The sequence below is a fragment of the Caballeronia sordidicola genome, assembly GCF_002220365.1.
GTDB lineage: Bacteria > Pseudomonadota > Gammaproteobacteria > Burkholderiales > Burkholderiaceae > Caballeronia > Caballeronia sordidicola_C.
In genome coordinates, this window is record NZ_MTHB01000024.1 from 1 (window position 1) to 21,047 (window position 21,047).

Annotated in this window: 21 protein-coding genes and 1 pseudogene; 17 read left to right on the forward strand and 5 right to left on the reverse strand. The window is 58.3% G+C overall.

The window, feature by feature from the left end; genetic code table 11:
• A partial coding sequence (locus BSU04_RS03270; RefSeq protein ID WP_179258184.1) for a phage integrase N-terminal SAM-like domain-containing protein occupies positions 1–185 on the reverse strand: 185 nt, incomplete at its 3' end.
• Positions 186–308: 123 nt separating this feature from the next.
• On the opposite strand from BSU04_RS03270, the gene BSU04_RS03275 reads away from it, so the two are divergent.
• The 8 genes from BSU04_RS03275 (at position 309) to BSU04_RS03310 (ending at position 6,845) form a co-directional block, all read left to right on the forward strand.
• The gene (locus BSU04_RS03275; RefSeq protein WP_256982085.1) at positions 309–791 is read left to right on the forward strand and encodes a CoA transferase; all 483 of its coding nucleotides are present in this window, start codon (positions 309–311) and stop codon (positions 789–791) included.
• A 107-nt stretch (positions 792–898) separates the two neighbouring features.
• Entirely contained in the window at positions 899–1,681 is a 783-nt protein-coding gene (locus BSU04_RS03280; RefSeq protein WP_179258185.1) for an SMP-30/gluconolactonase/LRE family protein, read from the forward strand.
• Between the two features lie 10 nt (positions 1,682–1,691).
• Entirely contained in the window at positions 1,692–2,585 is an 894-nt protein-coding gene (locus BSU04_RS03285; protein ID WP_089159248.1) for a dihydrodipicolinate synthase family protein, read from the forward strand.
• Positions 2,586–2,611: 26 nt separating this feature from the next.
• Positions 2,612–2,959 (forward strand): (2Fe-2S)-binding protein, encoded by a 348-nt coding sequence (locus BSU04_RS03290; protein ID WP_089159249.1) that lies wholly within the window; start codon positions 2,612–2,614, stop codon positions 2,957–2,959.
• The gene (locus BSU04_RS03295; protein ID WP_089159250.1) at positions 2,956–4,395 is read left to right on the forward strand and encodes an FAD/NAD(P)-dependent oxidoreductase; all 1,440 of its coding nucleotides are present in this window, start codon (positions 2,956–2,958) and stop codon (positions 4,393–4,395) included. The genes BSU04_RS03290 and BSU04_RS03295 overlap by 4 nt, the downstream gene beginning before the upstream one ends.
• Positions 4,392–5,510, forward strand: a complete 1,119-nt coding sequence (locus BSU04_RS03300; protein ID WP_089159251.1) for an NAD(P)/FAD-dependent oxidoreductase — start codon at positions 4,392–4,394, stop codon at positions 5,508–5,510. The genes BSU04_RS03295 and BSU04_RS03300 overlap by 4 nt, the downstream gene beginning before the upstream one ends.
• Complete coding sequence (locus tag BSU04_RS03305) at positions 5,482–6,258, forward strand: SDR family NAD(P)-dependent oxidoreductase (protein ID WP_089159252.1); 777 nt, start codon at positions 5,482–5,484, stop codon at positions 6,256–6,258. Before BSU04_RS03300 ends, BSU04_RS03305 begins: the two co-directional genes overlap by 29 nt.
• A 56-nt stretch (positions 6,259–6,314) precedes the next feature.
• Positions 6,315–6,845: a gamma carbonic anhydrase family protein gene (locus BSU04_RS03310; protein ID WP_089159253.1), complete on the forward strand. Its 531-nt coding sequence runs from the start codon at positions 6,315–6,317 to the stop codon at positions 6,843–6,845.
• A gap of 37 nt (positions 6,846–6,882) precedes the next feature.
• Here the strand turns inward: BSU04_RS03310 and BSU04_RS03315 are convergent, their stop codons facing one another.
• The gene (locus BSU04_RS03315) at positions 6,883–7,680 is read right to left on the reverse strand and encodes an IclR family transcriptional regulator (RefSeq protein ID WP_089159254.1); all 798 of its coding nucleotides are present in this window, start codon (positions 7,678–7,680) and stop codon (positions 6,883–6,885) included.
• A 131-nt stretch (positions 7,681–7,811) separates the two neighbouring features.
• Between BSU04_RS03315 and BSU04_RS03320 the strand changes: the two genes are divergently transcribed.
• The 8 genes from BSU04_RS03320 (at position 7,812) to BSU04_RS03355 (ending at position 14,830) form a co-directional block, all read left to right on the forward strand.
• Positions 7,812–8,411, forward strand: coding sequence for a dioxygenase family protein (locus BSU04_RS03320; protein WP_089159255.1), 600 nt, complete (start codon positions 7,812–7,814; stop codon positions 8,409–8,411).
• Between the two features lie 18 nt (positions 8,412–8,429).
• The gene (locus BSU04_RS03325; protein WP_218827223.1) at positions 8,430–9,101 is read left to right on the forward strand and encodes a dioxygenase family protein; all 672 of its coding nucleotides are present in this window, start codon (positions 8,430–8,432) and stop codon (positions 9,099–9,101) included.
• A gap of 77 nt (positions 9,102–9,178) precedes the next feature.
• Entirely contained in the window at positions 9,179–10,009 is an 831-nt protein-coding gene (locus BSU04_RS03330) for an amino acid ABC transporter ATP-binding protein (RefSeq protein ID WP_256982079.1), read from the forward strand.
• A 58-nt stretch (positions 10,010–10,067) separates the two neighbouring features.
• Entirely contained in the window at positions 10,068–10,844 is a 777-nt protein-coding gene (locus tag BSU04_RS03335; RefSeq protein ID WP_089159256.1) for an SDR family NAD(P)-dependent oxidoreductase, read from the forward strand.
• 37 nt (positions 10,845–10,881) lie between these two features.
• Positions 10,882–11,820: a substrate-binding periplasmic protein gene (locus BSU04_RS03340; RefSeq protein WP_179258187.1), complete on the forward strand. Its 939-nt coding sequence runs from the start codon at positions 10,882–10,884 to the stop codon at positions 11,818–11,820.
• A 12-nt stretch (positions 11,821–11,832) separates the two neighbouring features.
• On the forward strand, positions 11,833–13,473 hold the full coding sequence (locus BSU04_RS03345) for an FAD-dependent oxidoreductase (protein ID WP_144021107.1): 1,641 nt from the start codon (positions 11,833–11,835) through the stop codon (positions 13,471–13,473).
• Positions 13,474–13,475: 2 nt separating this feature from the next.
• Positions 13,476–14,141 carry an amino acid ABC transporter permease gene (locus tag BSU04_RS03350; RefSeq protein WP_089159259.1) on the forward strand — a complete coding sequence of 222 codons (666 nt, stop codon included), beginning with the start codon at positions 13,476–13,478 and terminating at the stop codon, positions 14,139–14,141.
• A 14-nt stretch (positions 14,142–14,155) separates the two neighbouring features.
• Positions 14,156–14,830 carry an amino acid ABC transporter permease gene (locus tag BSU04_RS03355; RefSeq protein ID WP_089159260.1) on the forward strand — a complete coding sequence of 225 codons (675 nt, stop codon included), beginning with the start codon at positions 14,156–14,158 and terminating at the stop codon, positions 14,828–14,830.
• Between the two features lie 1,726 nt (positions 14,831–16,556).
• On the opposite strand, the gene BSU04_RS03365 is transcribed toward BSU04_RS03355, so the two are convergent.
• Complete coding sequence (locus BSU04_RS03365) at positions 16,557–17,453, reverse strand: hypothetical protein (protein ID WP_144021108.1); 897 nt, start codon at positions 17,451–17,453, stop codon at positions 16,557–16,559.
• A 645-nt stretch (positions 17,454–18,098) separates the two neighbouring features.
• Between BSU04_RS03365 and BSU04_RS03370 the strand changes: the two are divergent.
• A pseudogene (locus tag BSU04_RS03370) lies at positions 18,099–18,562 on the forward strand (IS6 family transposase); the annotation flags it as partial.
• Between the two features lie 11 nt (positions 18,563–18,573).
• On the opposite strand, the gene BSU04_RS03375 reads toward BSU04_RS03370, so the two are convergent.
• Together BSU04_RS03375 and BSU04_RS03380 are read right to left on the reverse strand one after the other, a co-directional pair.
• Positions 18,574–20,391 (reverse strand): VWA domain-containing protein, encoded by a 1,818-nt coding sequence (locus tag BSU04_RS03375; protein ID WP_256982080.1) that lies wholly within the window; start codon positions 20,389–20,391, stop codon positions 18,574–18,576.
• Complete coding sequence (locus BSU04_RS03380) at positions 20,391–20,966, reverse strand: pilus assembly protein (RefSeq protein ID WP_256982081.1); 576 nt, start codon at positions 20,964–20,966, stop codon at positions 20,391–20,393. The genes BSU04_RS03375 and BSU04_RS03380 overlap by 1 nt, the downstream gene beginning before the upstream one ends.
• Between the last annotated feature and the right edge of the window lie 81 nt (positions 20,967–21,047).

The following is a 21,047-nucleotide window of genomic DNA, read 5'->3' on the forward strand; positions in this document are numbered from 1 at the left end:
AGATGCAACTGGTAGCGTCGCAATTCCTCAACGGTCGCGGTGTCGGGCGAGCGTCCGAGGAAGACTGTGAACTCGCGTACGACGCGAAGGTAGTTGGATTGCGTGGTCGGCGCGAGGCGACGCATGCGCATGTCGTCCATCATGCGCTGGCGTAACGGGCTGATAACTTCGGTGGATGTCGTCATAGCTCGGCTCCTGTCGAGTAACGAGGCGGATCGCCTCATCAATCAACATAGGAAACCAAGCCGGGTCCCTCCGAAAAACCACATGCCTCAAACGGAGGGCCTACCGCGCGAGCGGTTTAGTCCATTGGTTGCTATGAGACTGCAGATGGAAAATTGATGCTGGGCGCGTTCAACGCCCGGCAACACGAGCGACTGTGGACCGCGTTGAACCGGCCGGACTTCGCAGCACTATCCAGTTGGGATGAGATGCACGCCCACGCGAACACAATGCGCGAGGTTCTCATCAAGGAATTCGCAACGCGCTCGGTCGATGACCTTGAATTGTGGTTACATGGTCTGGGCATTCCTGCTGAACGCGTGCGCACGATCGACGAGGGGCTCGCCATTGTCGAGAAACAGGGACGTCGCCTCACCGCAGAACTCCCAATGCATGACAGCGGCGGCAAGCCGGTGCGTGTCCCCCTGGCACCGTTCACTCTCTCTCGGGGCACCGCTGAAATCCGCAGCATTCCCCCTCGGTTCGGAGAGCATACCGACGCGGTATTGAGCAGCCTGGGCTACGACCCGGAAACCATTCTGGCGTTGCGTGCACAGGGGGCTGTATGACGCACTCGTATCTACCCACAGTGGACAGCACCCCTTTCGCTCGCCTGCCGGACAACCTTCACTACCGGGGCGAGCCGACCGCGTGGACAAGGGTTACCCGACCGGGGATGCGACTGCATTCGTTTCTTGAAGGGCTGGTGCTCTCGTCCGAAGGGGAACTCCTGGTGACCGACGTGCCTCATGGCAGGATCTTCGCGATTTCGCCAGATGGATCGCGTTGGCAGGAGAAATTCGTCTACGACGGTGAACCACACGGCTTGGCATTGTTGGCCGACGGACGTGTTGTCGTCGCCGACTATCGCAAAGGTCTCCTTGTGGTGAACCTTGCGACCGGTTCGATGGAATCACTCTGTAGCGGATATAACACTGAAAATTTTCGTGGCTTGAGCGATCTTGTTACCGATCAGGACGGCGCGATCTGGTTCACCGACTCGGGACGATCGAGTCTCACTGATCCCACTGGCCGGCTGTTCCGTCTTTCTCCAGCGGGCGAACTGCGGTGCGTGCTCGATAACGTCCCCTACCCGAACGGTGTCGCAGTGTCGTCCGACGGTGCCAATGTTCTGCTGTCGGTAACCCGCGGCAATGCCGTGTGGAGACTTGCGCGCGCCCTCCCGTCGTCGGGAAAACCGATGGCAGGGATCTATCTTCAATTGTCTGGCGGTCTGGGACCGGACGGGCTTTCGGTTTCGGCCAGCGGGATGCTTGCCGTAGCGCATGCTCAGGCAGGGTGCGCCTGGCTTCTCGATGAAGTCGGCCAAGTGCTTTCACGTATCAAGACGCCTGGTGGAATGTGGACGACCTCCGTCCGGTTCTCTCATGACGCGCGAACTCTTTACATCGTAGACGCCCAGACCGGGACGATCTTCAAACACTCTTTGACCCAATAAGGACTCCGCAATGCCCCACGTCACTCTCCAGGGATTTGTGCCCGCCGTCGTTACGCCGTTCGATAGCGAAGGCAAGATCCAGCTCAACGATTACTCGAAGCTTGTCAAATGGCTCGTCAGCATTGGCGCGGACGGCATTTGCGTCGCAGGGGACAATGGTGAGTCGTGGGCATTGACGCCCGACGAACGTCAAAAGCTGCTGGAAGCCGCAATAGAAGCCGCCGACGGCAAGGTTCCGGTCATTCTGGGTGCGAGCGCGCCCACTGCTGCGCAATCGATCAAGTACGCGAAGATCGCAGAAGGTTGCGGTGCCGCTGCAATCCTGCTGATGCCCCAAACGTATGTCCTCAAAGCGACCCGTGCCGAACTGCTTGGGCACTTCAAGCGGATCGCTGACGCCACCGACATTCCCATAGTGGCCTACAACAGCCCCCGTCGAGCCGGGATCAGCCTGAGCGTGGACGACGTTGAGGCGATCTGCGAAGTCGCGCCGGTGATTGCGATCAAAGAGTCAACGCGTGACATTCACCACCTCACTCACCTTATCCGTAGGCTCGGCGAGCGCATCTCCGTGATGACAGGTCCGTCCCCGTTCCTGCTTGTCGCCGCCGCGTTGGGCGCAAAGGGCTTCATCGCGACAGGCCCCGAACTTCTCGGACCGGTCGCCGCGCGGATCATGGACATCGGTCGCGCCGCACCGGATGAGGAATATCGCCGCGTCCACAACGCACTGACAATTCTGTATGAAGTGCTGATGGGGGTGGGTACGTGGCCTGCGTCCTTCAAGGCGGCACTCAATCTGATCGGCCAGCCTGCAGGGGTACCCCGAGAGCCTGTTGCACCGCTCACGGGTGCGGATCTCGACAAACTGAAAGCCGCACTCACCGATCTTTCCGTCCTTTAAATGCGAGCCCGGTTCAGGTTACCGACATGAACAGATCAACTGCCCCTGGCAAACATGACGATGGACTTCGGGTTCCGGATGGGAGCACGGCGAATGACTCCCGAGGCTGCTTCTCATTCAGCTTCAATGGCGAGTTCGTGACTGCAATGGAGGGAGACACGGTCGCCGCGGCGCTCTGGGCCTGCGGAATCAAGGTGTTTCGGCAAAGTCCGCGGACAGGCGCACCCCGGGGAGTGTTCTGCGCGATGGGAGTGTGCCAGGAGTGCGTCGTACGCGTGAATGGGCGGGTCTGCACGTCGTGCAACACGCCCGCTGAACCCGGTATGGACGTGCAGTCCTTTTCGTTGTACCAGGTCGACGGAGCGAGTACATGACACAGGAATTCGACGTTGCCGTTCTGGGCGCCGGTCCCGCGGGTGCCGAAGCAGCCTGTGTCGCCTCAGACCTCGGTCTACGCACAGTAATTATCGACGAGGCGGCCGCCGCCGGCGGTCAGGTCTATCGTGCGCCTGCCGCGCGCGGCAACAAGCCAGACCCGCATCATTCACAGGGAGACACGCTGCGCCGCCGGCTCGAGGCAAGCCACGCAACCCGCCGGTTAGGTGAAAGGGTGTGGGATATCTCACGAACGTCGACTGGTGACTCGCAAAGCTACGAACTTTCCATGATAGGCTCGCGTGGACTGGAGTCGGTGCAGGCCCGTTCGCTCATTGTCGCCACGGGGGCAACCGAGCGTTTCTATCCGCGGCCGGGATGGACCTTGCCGGGCGTCGTTGGCCTCGCGGCAGCGACGATTCTCCTTAAATCATCGAGGATATTTCCAGGCTCGAATGTCGTTGTCGCCGGCGCTGGCCCACTGCTCTCGCTCGTCGCCCACCTCATCATCGAAGCGGGTGGTCGTGTCGCGGCTATTGTAGACGTGAGCCCGTTTAAGGAGTGGACCGACCTGGTTCCACGCATGGCAGCCCGACCGGATCTGCTTTTCCGGGGTCTCGTCTGGCAACTCGAGGTCGCCCGCAAGAAGATTCCCGTGTACCGCGGGTTTGATGTAACGCGCGTACTTGGCGAGACCGGTGTCGAAGGTGTGGAGATCGCACGAATCGAAACGTCAGAACGATCCGGTTCGCAAGAGCATGCTGTGATCAAGGCCGATGCACTTTGTCTCGGCTATGGCCTGACTCCGGCCACTGAGGTGTATCGGCTGCTCGGCGCGAATCACATCTTTGATCCGGCTCGCGGTGGCTGGATTCCAGAACTGGATACCGCGCAGCGCACGTCGGTACCCAATCTTTACGGCGCTGGCGATGGCGCCGGGTTGCTTGGAGCGGCAGCAGCCCCCCTGACCGGATCGCTTGCCGCGCTGACTGCGGCAACCGATCTCGGGAAACTTCCGCCTCCCACTTATGTAGCTAAGGCTGACCGGTTGCACTCGCAACTGGCGAAAGCGTCCCGTTTCGGGGCGGCAATGGCTTACGTCGCCCGCCCGCGGCCCTCGCTCGTCGAATCGATCCCGGACACAACGATTGTCTGCCGATGTGAGGACACTACCGCTGGAGAAGTGCGCGGGGCAATCGAAGCAGGAGCGAAGACCATCAATGCGCTGAAGTTCGCGACTCGCTGCGGGATGGGTCCCTGCGGTGGTCGTATGTGCGCAGAGGCGGCCTCGGCCTTGATGGAGTGCAAGGGAATAGACCGCGTACGTATTGGCCAGTTCACTGCTCGCCCCCCGCTTCGCCCGATTTCGCTCGGTGCCGTCACGGGTGACTTCGAGTATTCCGATATTCCTCTGCCGGAGCCAGCACCCGCATGAACCATCAATATGACTGCGCCGTCGTTGGCGGCGGCATTATGGGTGCGGCTACTGCAATACAGCTCGCCAAAGGTGGCATGCGTGTCCTGTTGTGCGAGGCACAGCAACTGGGCATGGGCGCCTCGGGCGTCAACGCCGGAACCCTTTCGCTTCAAATCAAACGCGTCGCGTTGATGCCTTATGCCCTCAAAGGCCATGCGATCTGGGCTGATGCCGGTGAGGCGGTCGGCTTCAAGGAGTCGGGTGGAATTACCCTCGCGTTCACACAGCACGAAGCGCAAATCCTCGAGGAACGGATGACCGCGCGTATCAACGCCGGCGCTCCCATTGAAATGATTACCGGCGCGCACGCGCGCGAACTCGAGCCACATCTGACCGAGCGCATCGTGTCAGCCAGCTATTGCCACGCCGACGGCTACGCGAACTCCAGCCTGACTGGTGCCTACTACCGCAGAAAACTCGCGGATGCCGGCGTGCATGTTCTGGAGTTGACCACGGTCGATGAGATCGAGCCATCCGGAGACGGAATCACACTCCGAGCGGGCGGAAGTGTTCATGCGGCCCGCAGAGCCCTTCTCGCCACCGGCGCGTGGACCAAGGAAATCAGCGCGAGACTGGGCGTGCCGCTGCCTATTCGCGTGCGGATCAACACTGTATCGGTCACTGAGCGCATGCCAAAGCTCGCAAAGAACGTGATTGGCCACGCTACCGGGCTATTGACGCTCAAGCAGTCCACCAACGGTACCGTTCTCATAGGTGGCGGGTGGCAGGGAACCGGTACGCCCGAGGTAGGCCGAGGCCAGGTTGTCGCCGAGACGCTGACTTCAAATCTGCGTCTCGCGCAGTACGCGCTGCCCGAATTGGTCGACGCACGGATCGTTCGCTGCTGGACCGGATTTGAAGCCAATTCGCCTGACTTCCTGCCGATGGCCGGACGCTTGCCCGGATGGGACAACCTTTTCGTGCTCTGCTGCGTGCGGGGCGGATACACCATTGGCCCGTACATGGGCCGTCTCATGGGCGATTACATACTCGGGCGCGAGCCGGAACTGCCCCTCTTTGACCCTATCCGTTTTGTGGAAAAACATGAACAAGCCTCAAGTCGCTCTCACTGACAAAGTCGCTCTCGTTACCGGCGGCGGTACGGGTATCGGCCGCGCCATCGCCGAAAAGTTCGCACAGGCCGGCGCGAAAGTCGTCGTTGCTGGGCGCACTGCTGAAACACTCGCAGCCGTCGTGGCAACAACCGGCGGCGAAGCCATCATTGCCGACCTGACCGACGAGAAGGACGTCGCGCAGTTATTTGCTGCTATCAAGGCGCGGCATGGGCGTCTCGACGTATTCGTCAACAACGCTGGCATGAGCGGCCCGATCATGCCGATCGCGGACATGGATATAACCGAATGGGACCGCTGTATCAACATCAACCTGCGCGGCGCGATGCTCTGCCTGCGGGAAGCGGCGCGCATCATGGTGCCGCAAGGTTCCGGTTCAATCATCAACATGTCCTCACTGATGGGCCTGAAAGGCTATCCGATGCGCACAGCGTATTCGGCAACGAAATTCGCGCTTATCGGCATCACAGAGTCGATGGCTCGCGAGGTGGGTCCCGCCGGCGTGCGGGTGAACGCTCTGTGCCCGGGAGCCATCAGCGGTGAACTCATGGACAAGGTCGTCGCTCGTCGCGCCCAGGCTGAAGGTAAAACCGAAGCACAGATCATTGAGGAAAACTATACGTCTGTCGCTGCCCTGCGCCGTTGGGTCGACCCCGAAGAAGTCGCAGAAGTTGCCCTCTTCTTCGCGTCAGACGCCAGTAGCAGCGTCACCGGCGAGCGGATGAAAGTCGACGCAGGTCGATTCTGATAGCAACACGGCGAGGCGGCTGAGCACAGCTGTGTCGCCCCTTCCCTGGATTGAAAATGAGCATCTACAGCCTTGACGACATGGCGCCTGAAATCGCCGAAGACGCCTGGATAGCGCGGGAGAGCACCATAATCGGCGCGGTGGTGCTGGGTAGAGGCGTTAGCGTGTGGCCGGGAGCGACCATCCGCGCGGACAATGACCGGATCGTTGTCGGCGAGCGCTCGAACATTCAGGAAGGCGCCGTGCTGCATACCGACCCTGGATTTGTGCTTGAAGTGGGTCCCGATGTGAGCATTGGTCATCAAGCCATGCTTCATGGCTGCAAGGTAGGCCAAGGCTCGTTGATTGGAATGCAGGCTGTCGTATTGAACGGCGCGACGATCGGTGAATCATGCCTGATTGGTGCTGGCGCGCTCGTCACTGCGGGCGCCGTCATTCCGGACCGGTCGCTCGCTCTTGGAAGTCCCGCCAAGGTGGTCAGGCAGCTTAGCGACGAAGAGGTTGAAAAGCTAAAGGGTACGGCCGCGGGCTATGTGAAAAGAGCGGCACGCTACCGCACCGGCCTGCGCCTCATCAGGGAGGCTTGAAAGCCCATCACTAGCCCGAATTCTTATCCTCTGATTCTTATCCTCTATAGCCGAGGCGCGCGGAAATGGCAGACGCTGCGTTCAATATGGCGTCGACGTAGGTCTTTTCGGGCTTCTCGCCGTCAAAGGCTGATTCCGGCCCCGAAATATCGATGGCTGCCACGATGCTTCCCGAGCTTTCGAAAATCGGCGCAGTCACCGACGAGCCGCCCTGTTCAACGATCCCGTGACTAAAGACGTATCCGTCGGCGCTCGCCCTTGCGATAGCTTGCATCAGTTCCCCGAGATCGGAGGGTGTCTTCTCCGTCAAACGTTCGAACTTGACGTCTTTATAAAGGCTCGCTAGTTCCCGGTTCGGCAGCTCAGACAACATCAGCCAGCCCATCGGCGACGCATAGGCCGGAAGCCGTGTCCCGACGTTCACATTACTGAGAAAACCCGTGCGGGTCTGGACGCAATCCAGGAACAGCACTTCGAGACTGTCGCGGATCGCCAAATGCGCTGAAATACCAGTAGCGTCGCGCAGGCTTTCCAGGTCACGTTTAGCGATCTGGATGATGTCCTGTTTGGCGAGAAACGAGAAACCGAGGTTCAGCACCCGCGCACCAAGCTGAAACGTGCGCTGGTCCGACGATGGTTGCAAAAAACCCATGAACTGCAGGGTATAGACCAGGCGGAAGGCTGAGGACCGACTTAACTCGAGTCGCTGGGCAACTTCAGTGACCGATAGCGGCTTGTCGGATCGAGCCACAACTTCCAGCAAACGCAGGCCACGCTGGAGGCCGGGCACGAAATAAATGCTGTGATTCTTGTCGGTGATGACTTCCGTGTTCATGGCTGCACCAATGTTGTACAGGCTAATAATAGCAGGCTTTCGCTAGCCTACAAACAAACCCCTGTTTACATATGATTTTGTTGTTTGTATATTAGCCTAATGGTACTTCCTTTAATTTTTGAGCTTTCACGATGACTACCCTGTTGCCGACATCAGATGACACTATCGGACCATACTTCCCGCCTTGCTATGCGGCACGCGAGCGGCTCGACCTGCGAAACCCGTTCCCGGGATTGAACGTCGCGGCGGCGGGAACGCCTGTTCGTATCAAAGTCCAGATGCTCGACACATTTGGGAAGCTCGCTGGCGGCTGCTCGCTAATCGACGTCTGGCAGGCGAATGCAGCGGGAGTATCGCGCCGTCCCGACAATGCCTCTGATCGAGCGGTGGACACTTACTTCGAAGGCTTTGGGCGCGTAATTTCGCGCGACGGCACATTCGAGATTGACACGATTAAACCCGGGCCCGTCAACGGCGGCTCGTCCGTTCGCGCACCCCACTTCACCCTCACGTTTTTCTGCGACGGATTCAACCGACTTGTCTCGCAATTCTTCTTTGACGATGAGTTGCTCAACGAAGGTGATCCCCTTCTTTTATCCCTGCCACCCGATTTGCGTGATCGCCTCGTTGCACGCCGGGTTGATGATGTGGATGGCGTAGCAACCTACTTGCTTCAAGTCAGGTTTCGCGGCGAGAACGAGACGCCCTTTTTTGACGACCTTCTCAGCTGATAAACGGAGCCCTTTGCCATGATCACTTCGCACGGACGCAAGCTAGTCATTGGCCCGACTGACCGGACCTCTGAGCAGCGCACTCCAGAGTCTCCCCTGTTCCTCATTCCTGAGGCCGCACGTGAGTCCTTTGTTCCTTTCGTCACAACCTTGCCGACCCCGCGCCATGGTGAAAACGACCTGAGCCGCATCGCGCCAGGTCGCCCTCTTGCCGAAGGCGACCGGATCGAAGTCACGGGGCGACTTGCCGATGAGCGCGGGCGCCCGATCCGGCACGCGCTTGTCGAAATCTGGAACGCGAACAAATGGGGACGCTATACGCACAGTGATGATCCGGCAGTCCAACCGCTGGATCCGAACTTTCTCGGAATTGGTCGGACCATCACGGACAGCGATGGTAACTACGCGTTCTACACAATCGATCCAGGCGCTTATCTTGCTCGCCCTGACATCGGTCGCTGGAGGCCCAAACATGTTCACTTCTCGATCCTTGGCTCGTCGGCACGTCTGATCACACAGATGTATTTCGCGGGTGACCCGTATCTCGACAAAGATCCGTCGTTTTTCCTTCTTGGCGACGCTCAGCAACGACACCTCGGCGTGCGTACCGACAGCCCTCTGGAAGGGTTTACGGGTACATACCACTTCGACATTACGGTCGGCGGCCGCAATGCAACGTTTTTCGAATGATGCACGCGACGGACACGGCAGGTTCCCGTTCCAGGCGTCGACCAACGACTGCCGTTGTCCCCAGTCTTGAGGATGAAATGAACATGTCAGTAGATTTTCCGGTCGACGCAAAGCCGGCGGTCGTTGAGCCCATACTTTCGCTGCGTGACATCAACAAGTGGTTCAACCGCGGTCAGTCGAAGGAGGTTCACATCCTGAAGGGTGTATCGATCACCCTCGCCCGCGCGGAAGTACTCGTGCTGCTAGGCCCCAGCGGCTCCGGCAAAAGCACGCTGCTGCGTTGCATGAACCTCATTGCACCGCCCGACTCCGGCACGTTGCATTTCGCCGGGAGGGAATGGGCCAATGATCACCCGTCACGTTTCAATCTGCCAGCGCAGTTTGCCCGCGAGCGAAAAGTCACCGAGCTCCGCTCACAGATCGGCATGGTCTTTCAGCAATTCAATCTGTTCCCGCACAAGACAGTACTGCAGAACGTCATGACTGGGCTCCTCAAGGTGAAGCACCTGGGCAAGGCGCAGGCGCGCGAACTCGCGATGCACGAACTCGAACGGGTTGGTCTGCAGCAGAAAGCCGATTCGCGCCCGTCCGAACTGTCGGGCGGCCAGAAGCAGCGGGTTGCGATCGCGCGAGCCCTGGCCATGAAGCCACAGATCATGCTGTTTGACGAGCCGACTTCCGCACTAGACCCGGAATTGCGCGAAGGCGTTTTGGAAGCGATGAAACAGCTGGCAACCGATGGCATGACGATGGTGGTCGTCACCCATGAAATGGCGTTCGCGCGCGAAGTCGGCGATCGCGCCATTTTCATGGACCAGGGTGTCATCGTCGAGGAAGGCGACGCACGCAAATTGGTGACTCAACCTGAGAACCCGCGTACCAAGGCATTCCTCGGCTCAATTCTCTAATCCTTATCAGAGGCACCGGAATTCCGGCCTGCCCCAGTTTTCCATTGAGGCTTATCGCATGTCCAGATTCAATGATCGAGTCATCCTCGCAACCGGCGCAGCGTCCGGTCTCGGGCTTGCCACGGCACGCCTGTTTGCCAAAGAGGGCGCCTCGCTGGTCCTCGTCGACGTCAACGGAGAAAAACTCCTGGCGGCACAACACGAACTGAGAGATATCGGCGCGCACGTCGAAATCGTGGTGGGTGATGTATCCACGGCCCAGACGGCGCAAGACGCCGTCGCGCTCGCGGACAAGTCGTTCGGCAGACTGGACGTGCTGTTCAACAACGCCGCGATCTGCCCGCTCAGCGCAACCGCATTGATCGAAACCCCTGAGGCGCTGTTCGATCAGGTGATCGACATCAATCTGAAATCTGTCTATCTGTTCTGCACGGCTGCCATTCCCCTGATTGCTCGTAGTGGAGGCGGATCGGTAGTGAACACAGCATCGACCGCTGGATTGAAAGCGTCTCCGCGAGAATCCGTATATGGCATCTCGAAGGCGGCAGTCATTCAGCTCACAAAATCCATCGCGCGCGACCACGCCAAAGACAAGATCCGCGCCAACTGCATCTGCCCTGGCTTCCTCGAATCAGTCATGACCGACCGCCGCGCAGACATGACAGACGAAGCGCTCGTCAAGCGCCGCGCGCGCGCCTCTGAACTCGTCCCGTTGGGCCGCGAGGGTGAGTACGATGAAGTGGCACGCTCGGTTGCATTCCTCGCGAGCGAGCTAGAGTCGAGCTACATCACCGGCGCGGCGATCGTCATCGACGGCGGATTCACAGCGATCTAGTAGCGCCAATCACACTTTACGGGTAATGGGGAAGACCATGGACAACGCAATTCAAAAGGTCGCCGAACAACAGCCTGCGGGCATGCAAAGAAGGTCCATCCTGAAAGCATGTGGCCTCGGAATTGGTGCCGGCGCTGCACTGCTCGCCGGCTGCACGAAACGTGCAGCCCCTGCTCTCGGAGCTGGCCCTGGCGGCGCCGCGGGATCGCTTCTCGATAAATGGCTCAAGACAAAAAAAGCCGTGCTCGGCTTCGAGTTTGGTTCGCCGCCGATGCAGTTTCGCAATACCACCACGAAGCAGCCGACGGGTTACACCGTTGAGCTCGTCCAGGCCATGTTTCATGATCTCTCGCCCGATATCGCGGTCGAGTTTGTGGAAATGCCGTTCGGCCAACTAGTTGCCGCGGTTCAGTCGCGCAAGGTCGACATGATCGAGCCGATCACCAACCTGCCCAGCCGCGCGCTCAATGGCTGGTTCACGGCGTTCCCGGCTGCCTACCACTCGGTCTTCTGCCTCGTGAACAAGGACTCGCATCTCAAGAGTGTTGACGATCTGAATAAGCCCGGCGTCAAGTTCGCGCTGCTCCAGGGTACGTCGCAGGAGGCCGTCGCGAAAGTGACGTTTCCCAATGCGCAGATCCTGGCGTTCCCAGGCGTGCCCGAAGCCCTCAATGAAGTGGGCTCGGGCCGCGCCGACGCAACTATTCAATCCTTGTACACAGCGATCAATGCGATCCGCAATGGCCAGCCGGTCAAGGTGCTGGGCTCAGATCCACTCTACGTTGACAGCGCCAGCTTCTATCTTCCCGAGGGCGATATCCGGACTCTCACGTGGATGAACAACTGGCTCTCGTACAGCGCGGCGCACGGCAGCATGCAGAAACTATGGGAAAAGTGGGTTGTCAACGACGCCAAGAAATACAACCTGCCCAGCGTCGCCGTCGGCGCTGGTGGCGGGCTCATCAAGACTTCATGAACTGGAGTGAATTTGTCGAACGCTGACCTCGCCATCGCACAAGCGCGGGAATTTGACATTGTAGTAATCGGCTCCGGCGGCGCCGGGCTGATGAGTGCTCTTGCCGCCGCACGCGCAGGCGCGCGGGTGCTGCTCGTCGAAAAATCGTCACTTCTCGGTGGCACGACCGCGATTTCGGGCGGTCAGATCTGGCTGCCAGGAAATCCGCACATGGAGGATCTGGGTCGTAATGACGATAGATACGCGACGCTCGCCTATCTCAGGCAGGTCACCCTGGGATCGGTACCGGAACAGTATCTTGAAGCCTTCGCCGACGCAGCTCCCGGCGTCGTCACGTTCATCGAATCAGCGACAGACCTGCGCCTGTTTGCGGTTGATCGCCCGGACTATCACGCCGAATGGCCCGGTGCATGCGATGGCCGCTCACTCGAACCGCTGCCGTTCACCCATGTCAACCCGGCCGGCTATCCTTCAGTGCGACGCTCGCGCTACCGGCGGCCTGTGACATCCGTGGAATCGCGCCAGAACAGCGCCGCAGACCTCGCGGACCAGCGCGAGAAAAACGGGCAGCTCACACAGGGCGCCGCGCTGGTCGCAGCGCTCGTTGAAGCATGCGCTAAAGCGGGCGTTGAAATCATTGCTAACGCGCGCTTCCACGATTTTTCTTTTAGCGATGGCCGGATTTCGGGCGTGAGAATTTCCGACATGGACGGCGGCGTCGAGCGCGCAATCCAGGCCCATGCGGTGATTCTCGCGTGCGGAGGTTTCGAGTGGAACACAACGCTTACGAAAGCCTTCTTCGGGACCGTTCCCCAACTGCCGGTCTCGCCCCCTTTTAATGAGGGCGATGGACTGCTCGCCGGGTTGTGCGTGGGCGCGCAGCTCGCAAATATGGGGGAATCGTGGTGGACCGCCGCCATACAGATTCCGGGTGAAGCCGAAGATGGGCAGGCAGCCGCGCGCAATGTCGTGCGTGAACTGGCGTTACCGGGCAGCATCATGGTCAATCGCGCAGGTCACCGCTTCGCCAACGAGGCGTCGTCCTATAACGATCTCGGCAAAGCCTTTCTGCGGTTCGACCCCAAGTCATGCACCTATCCTAACGACAAGGCATGGCTTGTCTTCGACTCGAATTTCAAGCGTCGCTACAACGTGCTGACGGTATCGAAAAACCAGCCTCCCCCGGATTGGTTCATCCAGGCTGATTCACCTGCTCTGCTCGCGAAGCGCATCGGTGTCTCGCCCGTGGACCTGCAGCATACCGTTGCCGCGTTCAATGACCAGGCCAGGCACGGCGTCGATCAGCAGTTCGGCCGGGGTGACAGCCGTCACGATCAGTTTTACGGCGACATTGAGCACAAACCCAACGCATGTCTTGCGCCGCTCGATGTCGCGCCGTTTTATGCAGTTCCTATTTCGCTCGGCAATCTTGGAACCAAAGGCGGACTCGCCACGTCGCTGGAAGGCGCTGTCCTCGATCGCGAGGGAAATGCGATTGCGGGTCTCTTCGCTTGCGGCAATGTCGCAGCGAGCTGGATGGGCCTCGGATACCCCGGCGCCGGCGGGTCGCTCGGCCCGATTCTGACTGCCGCCCTGCTTTGCGGACGCGAAATAGTCCGTTCAATTGGTTTTCAAGATTTAAACGCGGTGTAACCATGGATCTCAGCTCTCTTGACTGGTCAGTTGTCTGGTCTCACTGGCCTCTTTTTCTTCAAGGCGTCGGCCTCGACCTCTATATGGCGGTCGCAGGGTTTCTACTCGCCTGTGTCGTGGGCCTCGTTGTCGCACAGTGCCGAATCAGCGGCACCCGGATCCTGTCGACGCCCGCGTACATCTTCATTCAGATCGTGCGGGGTGTGCCGTTCTACGTGCTGCTTTTATGGCTCTATTTCGGACTGGCAACCGCGATGAAGCTCTCCCTGAGCCCCACGGCCGCGGCGATTGTGGCGCTTGCGATCACCGGCTCCGGCCTCACGGCAGAAATCTTCCGCGGAAGCTTTGAAGCCATTGATCGTGGGCAACTCGAAGCGTCCCGCTCTCTCGGTATGCGCTGGTCCGCTATCTACACGGATATCCTGTTGCCCCAGGCTTTACGCACAGCATTGCCACCCCTGGGGAATGTCTTCGTGTTTCTGCTGAAGGCCGCAACCTATGCAGCAGTTATCTCCGTGCCGGAAATCGTCTACGTCGCACAGGACATCAGCACGACTTTCTTCAAACCCTTTGAGGCATTCTCGGCAGTCGCCGTCATCCTCGTTGTGCTGGTCGTCACTTTCTCGCTGATCGTCGCCGCGACTGAACGCTCGCTTAAAGGCAATTAAGGAAGGATTGACTCATGAACTCCGTCGCTAATCTCGGACACAACTGGCTGACCGCATTCGAGCAGTTGCCCGCCCTTCTCATCGGATTGCAGTACACCGCAATCGTGAGTATCTGTAGTTTTCTCGCCGCGCTCGCAGTTGGCTTGCTCGTCGCGCTAGTGCGCCTTTCAAGCATCCATTGGATACGGAACGTCGCCTTTTTTTATATCCAGGTTTTCCGATCGCTATCGGTGTATGTCTACATCCTGTTCATCTATTTCGGTATCGCGGCGTTCATGAATGTCGACCTCGATCCGATTGGCGCTGCGATCATCGCCTTGACGTTGCTCAACAGCGCCTACATCGCTGAAATTTTCCGCTCCGCCATTCAGGCAATTGATCCGGGGCAGCGCGAAGCGGCACTTTGCCTCGGCATGAGTGGGACGAAAGCGTTTCAGGTTGTATTGTTACCTCAAGCCTTCCGACTCGCGCTGCCCGCTTTAGTGAATCAACTGACGGTAATCATCAAGGACAGTTCGATCGTAGGCGTAATCGGCGTGGCTGATACGACGTACGAAGCGGCGCAGGTGGCCAATGTCACCTACCTTCAGTTCGAGATGTTCACGGTGGTCGGCGCGATCTATATCGCCGTGGTGCTTACTCTTTCGCACTTTGCAGGTTACCTTGAGCGGCATCTGCGCATCTCGTGAAATCACGCGTTTGTATGTATTCGAAAGCTGACTTTTCTAATCGCGGTCATCCGCTTGACTTTGCCTAGTTCAAGCGAGAACGTGCATGCAACCTCGACAGTGGACTCATCGCCGAATGAGCCAAGTGCATGTCGCCTGCCGCCTCGGATCCGTCATGACGATCATTGAGGAAATCATCCGATTGTTATGGGCGCCAAGGGACGAAGGGTCATCAACCTGCATGCGACGGAGGCGTCGCATGCATTATGGCCACCTTGCTGTTGTACGCAACGCTTGATCCCAAATCGACAAGATGAGAGTCAACGAGTTTCGAGCGCGAGAAAGGCCATGGTGGAGATCGGCCGCTTGTCCGAAATGGAAGCTTGTTTTTCGAGGGGCGAAAATGGGAGGAGCGGCAGCTACGATCCTGGATTAAGCGAAAAACCGCATTTTAGGCATTCCTCTGCGGTACGTGCTGTCACGCAGAGGAACACCCGGACACGCTAACATGCAGATGAGAAAAATTAAACCTGCGTTGAGCGAGGCATGGCAGTTGATTGCCAGCGGTTCTGCTAGTGTCCATGCACATTTACGTTATGGCACACGCGATGATGAAATGTAGCCAGCCGACGCAACGGAACCGAGGATAACCCGGCGACCGCGAGCAAGGCCTGCTTTTCACGGATCTATCCCTCGGGTGAAAGGGAGAGCACATCCTGGCAGTGCGGGACTAAAGATGCCTTTGTGAAAAAACCCCACTCGCGCCGAGGCTTCCGCTATATGCGAGTTAGAAGTCACCTCCGAAGGGATGGACAATCGCACGGTGAATCCGCTATCGGCCATCTCGCACGCGTCAGGAGGAATGCTACATTTTGCGGGCGCCGCAATCCGATATCAGTAAGCGGCGGAGCAATTTCCTTTCCCGTTTAAAGATCCCCATGGCTAAGATCACCATCCCCAGTGCATGGGGAGTGCTCCATTCTTGGCCTGGGAACCGGTCGCTTGCAATTGGAAGCACGAACGAGAGAACACGCAGGCTCACTGAGTGCGTATCGCTCGCCTCATCTATACCCGTCCTTTCCGTATTTTTTCTGATCCGTATAGTGCCTCTGCTTCCGGGCCGCCTTGCGCTCGGCCTTCGACTGTGACTTGCTCGATATGTGTGTGTCCGAAGCCGTCTGGGCGTTTGCGGATTGACTAGCGAATGCGCCAAACATAAACATCACACCCACGACCGAGGCTAACGTAATTTCTTTCGTTTTCATTCCGAATCTCCCAAATACAATTAAAAGAAAGTGAGGTCGCTGACAACGTCACATGCCAAGACGACGACCTTCTCACCACCCGGGGCAGGCCAACAAGCTTTCGACAAAATTCAATGACACGCTCGATAGCGCCCGCCAATATCGACAAACTGAGATTCAGCGGATTTCGTGTCGGAGACCTCTCATCATCGAAATCTCGGGCGTCCGAAAAATGGTGAACTTATTCGATAGGTCCGAACCCTGAGGGTACACTGCGCAAAAAGTGCGACACGTCCAGTCGATTTCGACGGCGCTCGATCTAAGCCAAAACTCTAATCGTCCGCTCTGGGAATTGCCCAGTTAGTAACGGGTTCGCAAGGACGCAACGCAAACGGATCTCTGGAACCGGGCAAACAACCCTCGTGGCGCTGATTTTATTGCGCATTTTCAAAAACCCCGCGTCCGCGGGTTATTAGACGACTTTTAAGTGAATCGGTGCGCCATCAGAAGTATTTTTCAACCCAGAGTTGCACAACAGTTGCTCGTTGCGTGTTGGACGTGTGGTAGAAGTCGCGCGAAAAGTTGCCGGCAAAATAAAAGCCCTGCTTTCCAAATCCGGTGTAGATGAACGCGGGTCCGCCGCGCGCATCAGCGGTTCGGGCATTGTCCGAGTTATAGACGTTGTTCACGTTGTATTGTGCCTGCGCTCCTAGCATGAGATTCGGCGTGACCCAATAGCCGACGGCGGTATCCATGAAGGTCATAGACACCCCGTTGGTCTTCTGGAACAGCTGTCCGTTGACAATAGTGGCGTTCATGTTCCTGGCGGCATAAGTGATGGTCAACGGGTTGATGCTGATCCCGAACCGGCCGAGCGCGATATAGTTATTGTCTTCGAGTGTAAAGCTGTATTGATCTGTTCCTGATCCATAGCCACTGGTGCGCGTGAGACCTGTAGGAAAATTAATAACGATCTGCGGGTTTGTCCACATTTCGAAAAACCCCGGAGCCATCTTGTCGGGACCGTTCTGAGGCACGATTGCATAGTAATACTCAAGGGAGAAGCCCGGAGAGGAACCCGACACGGGTGACCCCTTGCCATCAAGCGACGTATGTCCGACTGCTCCCCTCAGTTCGAACTGAAACTGGTCTCGGGTGGTCCCGGTGATGCCGACGGGTGTGTAGTACGAGACCATGTTGAAGACCGACAAGGTCGGAATCGATCCGCTTAGGGAATCCGATATGAAACCTTGATAACTCCACCCGCCTGGACGACCAGGTGTGCCAAATGTCAAGACGTTGGTGGCGTCCGCTGGGCTACTAATGCCGGCGATCAATCCCGCCGCACAAGCCAGTTTTGACAAAGTCTTGATGAAGGCGCGGCACTTGTTTCCTGACATTTCGATCCCCTTAGATCATGAACAAACTTAAACAGAACTATTGCGTTGACGGTTTATTGACTTCTTCACTCGAGTCATTCCTTGCGCCATAGGCTTCTTCGCCACGGCTTGGCTAGTAGTGGCCAGGCTCGACAAAAGCAGACTTATCACTGCTCACATGGACCCAAACGCGGGTGCAAGAAATTTTTATCATTTCGTATTACTTATCTATTGAATCAATAAATTGAATCGGCACAAACCGTTGCTAACTTAGAGCGGCAAGACGCGTTAGCTGTCCTCGCATGGCAGCCGCATATCTTTCGCACTATCTCATATGTAAATAGTTGTATTGCTGGCAAACAGTGTAAGACGCCAATATTTCAAATTGGTACTAGGGTATACGCTTAATTTGACCGCAAAAACGACTGAATATGTCTCCTGCAGGATCAATATTTTGATTGCATATTATCTAACTGTTTGCATGCGGTTGGTGTAATTGAACGAAAGAGTCTTGGCGGAAGGTAACCCGCCCACCGGCAAACCTGTTCGGCAGGGGCGGACGAAGCCACGAATGCGGTTGAGCAGGCGCTGGTACTACGTGGCACACCTTGACGGATCCGGTGCGAGCGGAGACGGGAATGGATTAGAGTCGTCGGACTACGCGAATTGAGAACCGGCGATGAATGCGCTGAAGAGCTGGCCCGGCTGTTCGATGGGCAACACTATGATCGCGAGATCATCCTTCTGTGTCTTCGCTGGTACTTGTCTTACAAGCTTGGCCTGCTGGATCGTGCCGGGATGATGGCTGCGCGAGGTTTGTCGCTCTCGCACACGACAATCCCGCGCGGGGCGCACCCTTATCCGCCCGAATTCATCGAATGCTGGAACCGCTTTGGCACTCCCGCAGGACTGTCGTGGCGTGTCGACGAAACGTCCCTGGAAATCCGGGGTAAGTGGGTCTACCTCTATCGGGCGGTGGATCGGGCCGGCCAGACGGGAGGCTTCGTGCTACGCGCCAACCGCGACGTGGCTACAGCAAAAGCGTTTTTCAAGAAGGCCGTCAAGCATCAGGGGTGCTCACCGAAACCATCACGCTCGATGGCTACGCTGCCTGGCATCGGGCCGTGCGTTTGCTCGCGCCCTATTGCGTCAGACGGAGCACACCTAGATTGCCGGCGATCTGCTGGAAAATGGCCGTCAGGGCCGCGTTGGTCGGCGCATGGTAATAGTTGCCCGGCGACGCGCAGTTCTGCATGGTCTGTTGCGCCTGTACGCTCGTCGTGTCGGTTCCGTAGGTACCGAAGGTGATCGAATAGATAGTGATGCCGTCGTTCTTCATCGCGGTGCAGACGGCGAGCTGAAAGGTGTTGATATCGGCTACAGAAGTCGTCGAACCGTTGGGCAGGCCGACCGTGGGCGCCGTCAACGCGCTATTGCCTACGCCGGACAAACCGTTGAACGAAGGAGACGGCATGATGCCGCTCGCGCCGCCCGGATCGTTCTCGCCATCGGTCAGGACGATCACGACCCGCTGCAAGCCTTGCGTCGTCGCTTCTGGCCGGGGCAGGTTGGGATCGGACGACACCCAGCCATTCGAACTCGACACCTGGGGCGACCACGCCGACGACACCATGCGCCATCCCCACAACAGGCCGGTTGGAATGATCGTCGAGCCGTTTGCCGTCATCTGGTTGATCGCAGCAGCCAACGTGGTCTGATTCTGAGTCAGGAACAGCATGGGCTGGATATGGCAGGGTCTTTCGTTCGAATAATACGAATTTCCGTTCTGATCCCAGGTCGTCATCGCGGGGGCATTGTTCCCGGTCGCCGGCGGCTGGAACCAGGAGTTATAGATCGTCGCTGGCATGCTGGTGCCGCAGCTCGGCGAGCCGTAGATCTGGTAAGTCAGCGGCACGTTCATCACAGTATTGACATTGGCCACCGGGCAAGAAGTATCTTTGGCGACGGCGCTGTAGTTCGTGATCTTGAAACCCGCCTTCGGAACGTTGTAGTAGAACGGCGTAAAGCCTGGCGAACTGGCAGGCGCGTAGGCCAGCGGATACAGGTTCCTGGCGCTGCCCACGCGCGGTTCAACCGGGCAACCGCCCCATCCCGATCCGGTCACTGACGGCTGCACCATCATCGAGATACCGGTGGAGTTGTAGCTGTTGGGGTCGTTCGCCGCGGGCGTGATCCAGCTACCGGTGGGAAGCAGCGACGTGCCAACATTCACCATGGTTGTAAACGGCACCAGGCCGATGTAGGAATTGTTGCCCGACTGGGCGAAAATCTGCGACACCAGCGCGTTCGCCGCCGTGCGCAGCCCCTCGATCTTGCTGCCCTGGCTCGAGTCCGAGCTGGCAGGGTCTGCCATCGATCCCGTGTTGTCGAGCACCATCGCCAGTTCCAGCGTGCTCTGCGGGAGGTACAGCGCGGTGTTGTTGGCTGCCATGGGTGTGGTGGTCGGCAAAGTCTGGCCACCGGAACCCGAGCCGCTGCCGGACGTCCCGGGCACGACCACTGGCGCGATCAGTTTCAAGGTGCCCGCCGCTGACAATTGAATGGTTTCTCCCGTGGCCGGCGACCCGGACAACGTTGCCGAAAAACCGCTGTCAGGCATGGTGAGCGACATATACCCGATCGGCATGTTCGCGTTGTAATAGGCACGCGCGTCCTTCTGCCACTGGGCAACCGATAGCCCCGCGCCGTGCTTGAGGTCGACGCCTGCCGATAGTGTCGCCACGTCAAGCGCCGACTGCATGCGCGACTGTGTCATGCCTCCGTCGATCGTATCAAGCGCAATGCATAACGACGCAATCATCATGCTGCCGCATATTGCAAATATGACCGCGACCGCGCCCTCATCCCCACGCAGCAATGCGGCGGCGCGTCCAACGTTCGGACCCACTGGCTGGGCGAGGGGGTCATCGTGATGTTGCTTGGAAGAGCGGTTCAACATCATCCGGACACCAGTTCGAGCGGCTGACCGGAACGCGGACGCACATAGATACGCTCATAGATAGTTTGCGTGCCCGGAGCACCAGGCCACAACCCGGTAGTCAGCGCAAAAGGATTGAACGTGTAGAAAACCTCCACCACAATGGCCGAGTCCCCGTTACGGAACGGCCAGGTCGCGGGAAGGATGTTGCCGGGGGTCACGCCCGTCGTCATGCCGCGGCCGTTCCATGGAGCACTTGCCTGCCAACTGATGTGCGGCACGCCGGCCGCCATGGTGGGAGTATTGATCGTCGATTGGCAAGAGGACGTAAGTTCGCAAACCGATGTAATGATTACGCCGCCGCCCTGGTTCAAGCTGTCCGGCGCGCTCAGGAGCGTTGCCGCGTTCCAGATCGAGCCCAAATCATTCGAATCAGTGGTGGCGTTGGTGTTGATGAGTTGGGGTGTCTGCCCGAGCGAATCGGCTAGCATGAACGCGGTGTGTTCCAGCGCGCTAACGGTCCGCATGTACATATAGATCTCGCTGAATCCCACCATCAGCAGCACCATGAGCGGAACGATTATGACGAGTTCCACCGATACGCTGCCGCGATCCGAGCCGAGCAAGCTGTGAAGCAAGTGACGAAGTGCCCCACGCAAATCCGCTTTTCTGCGTGA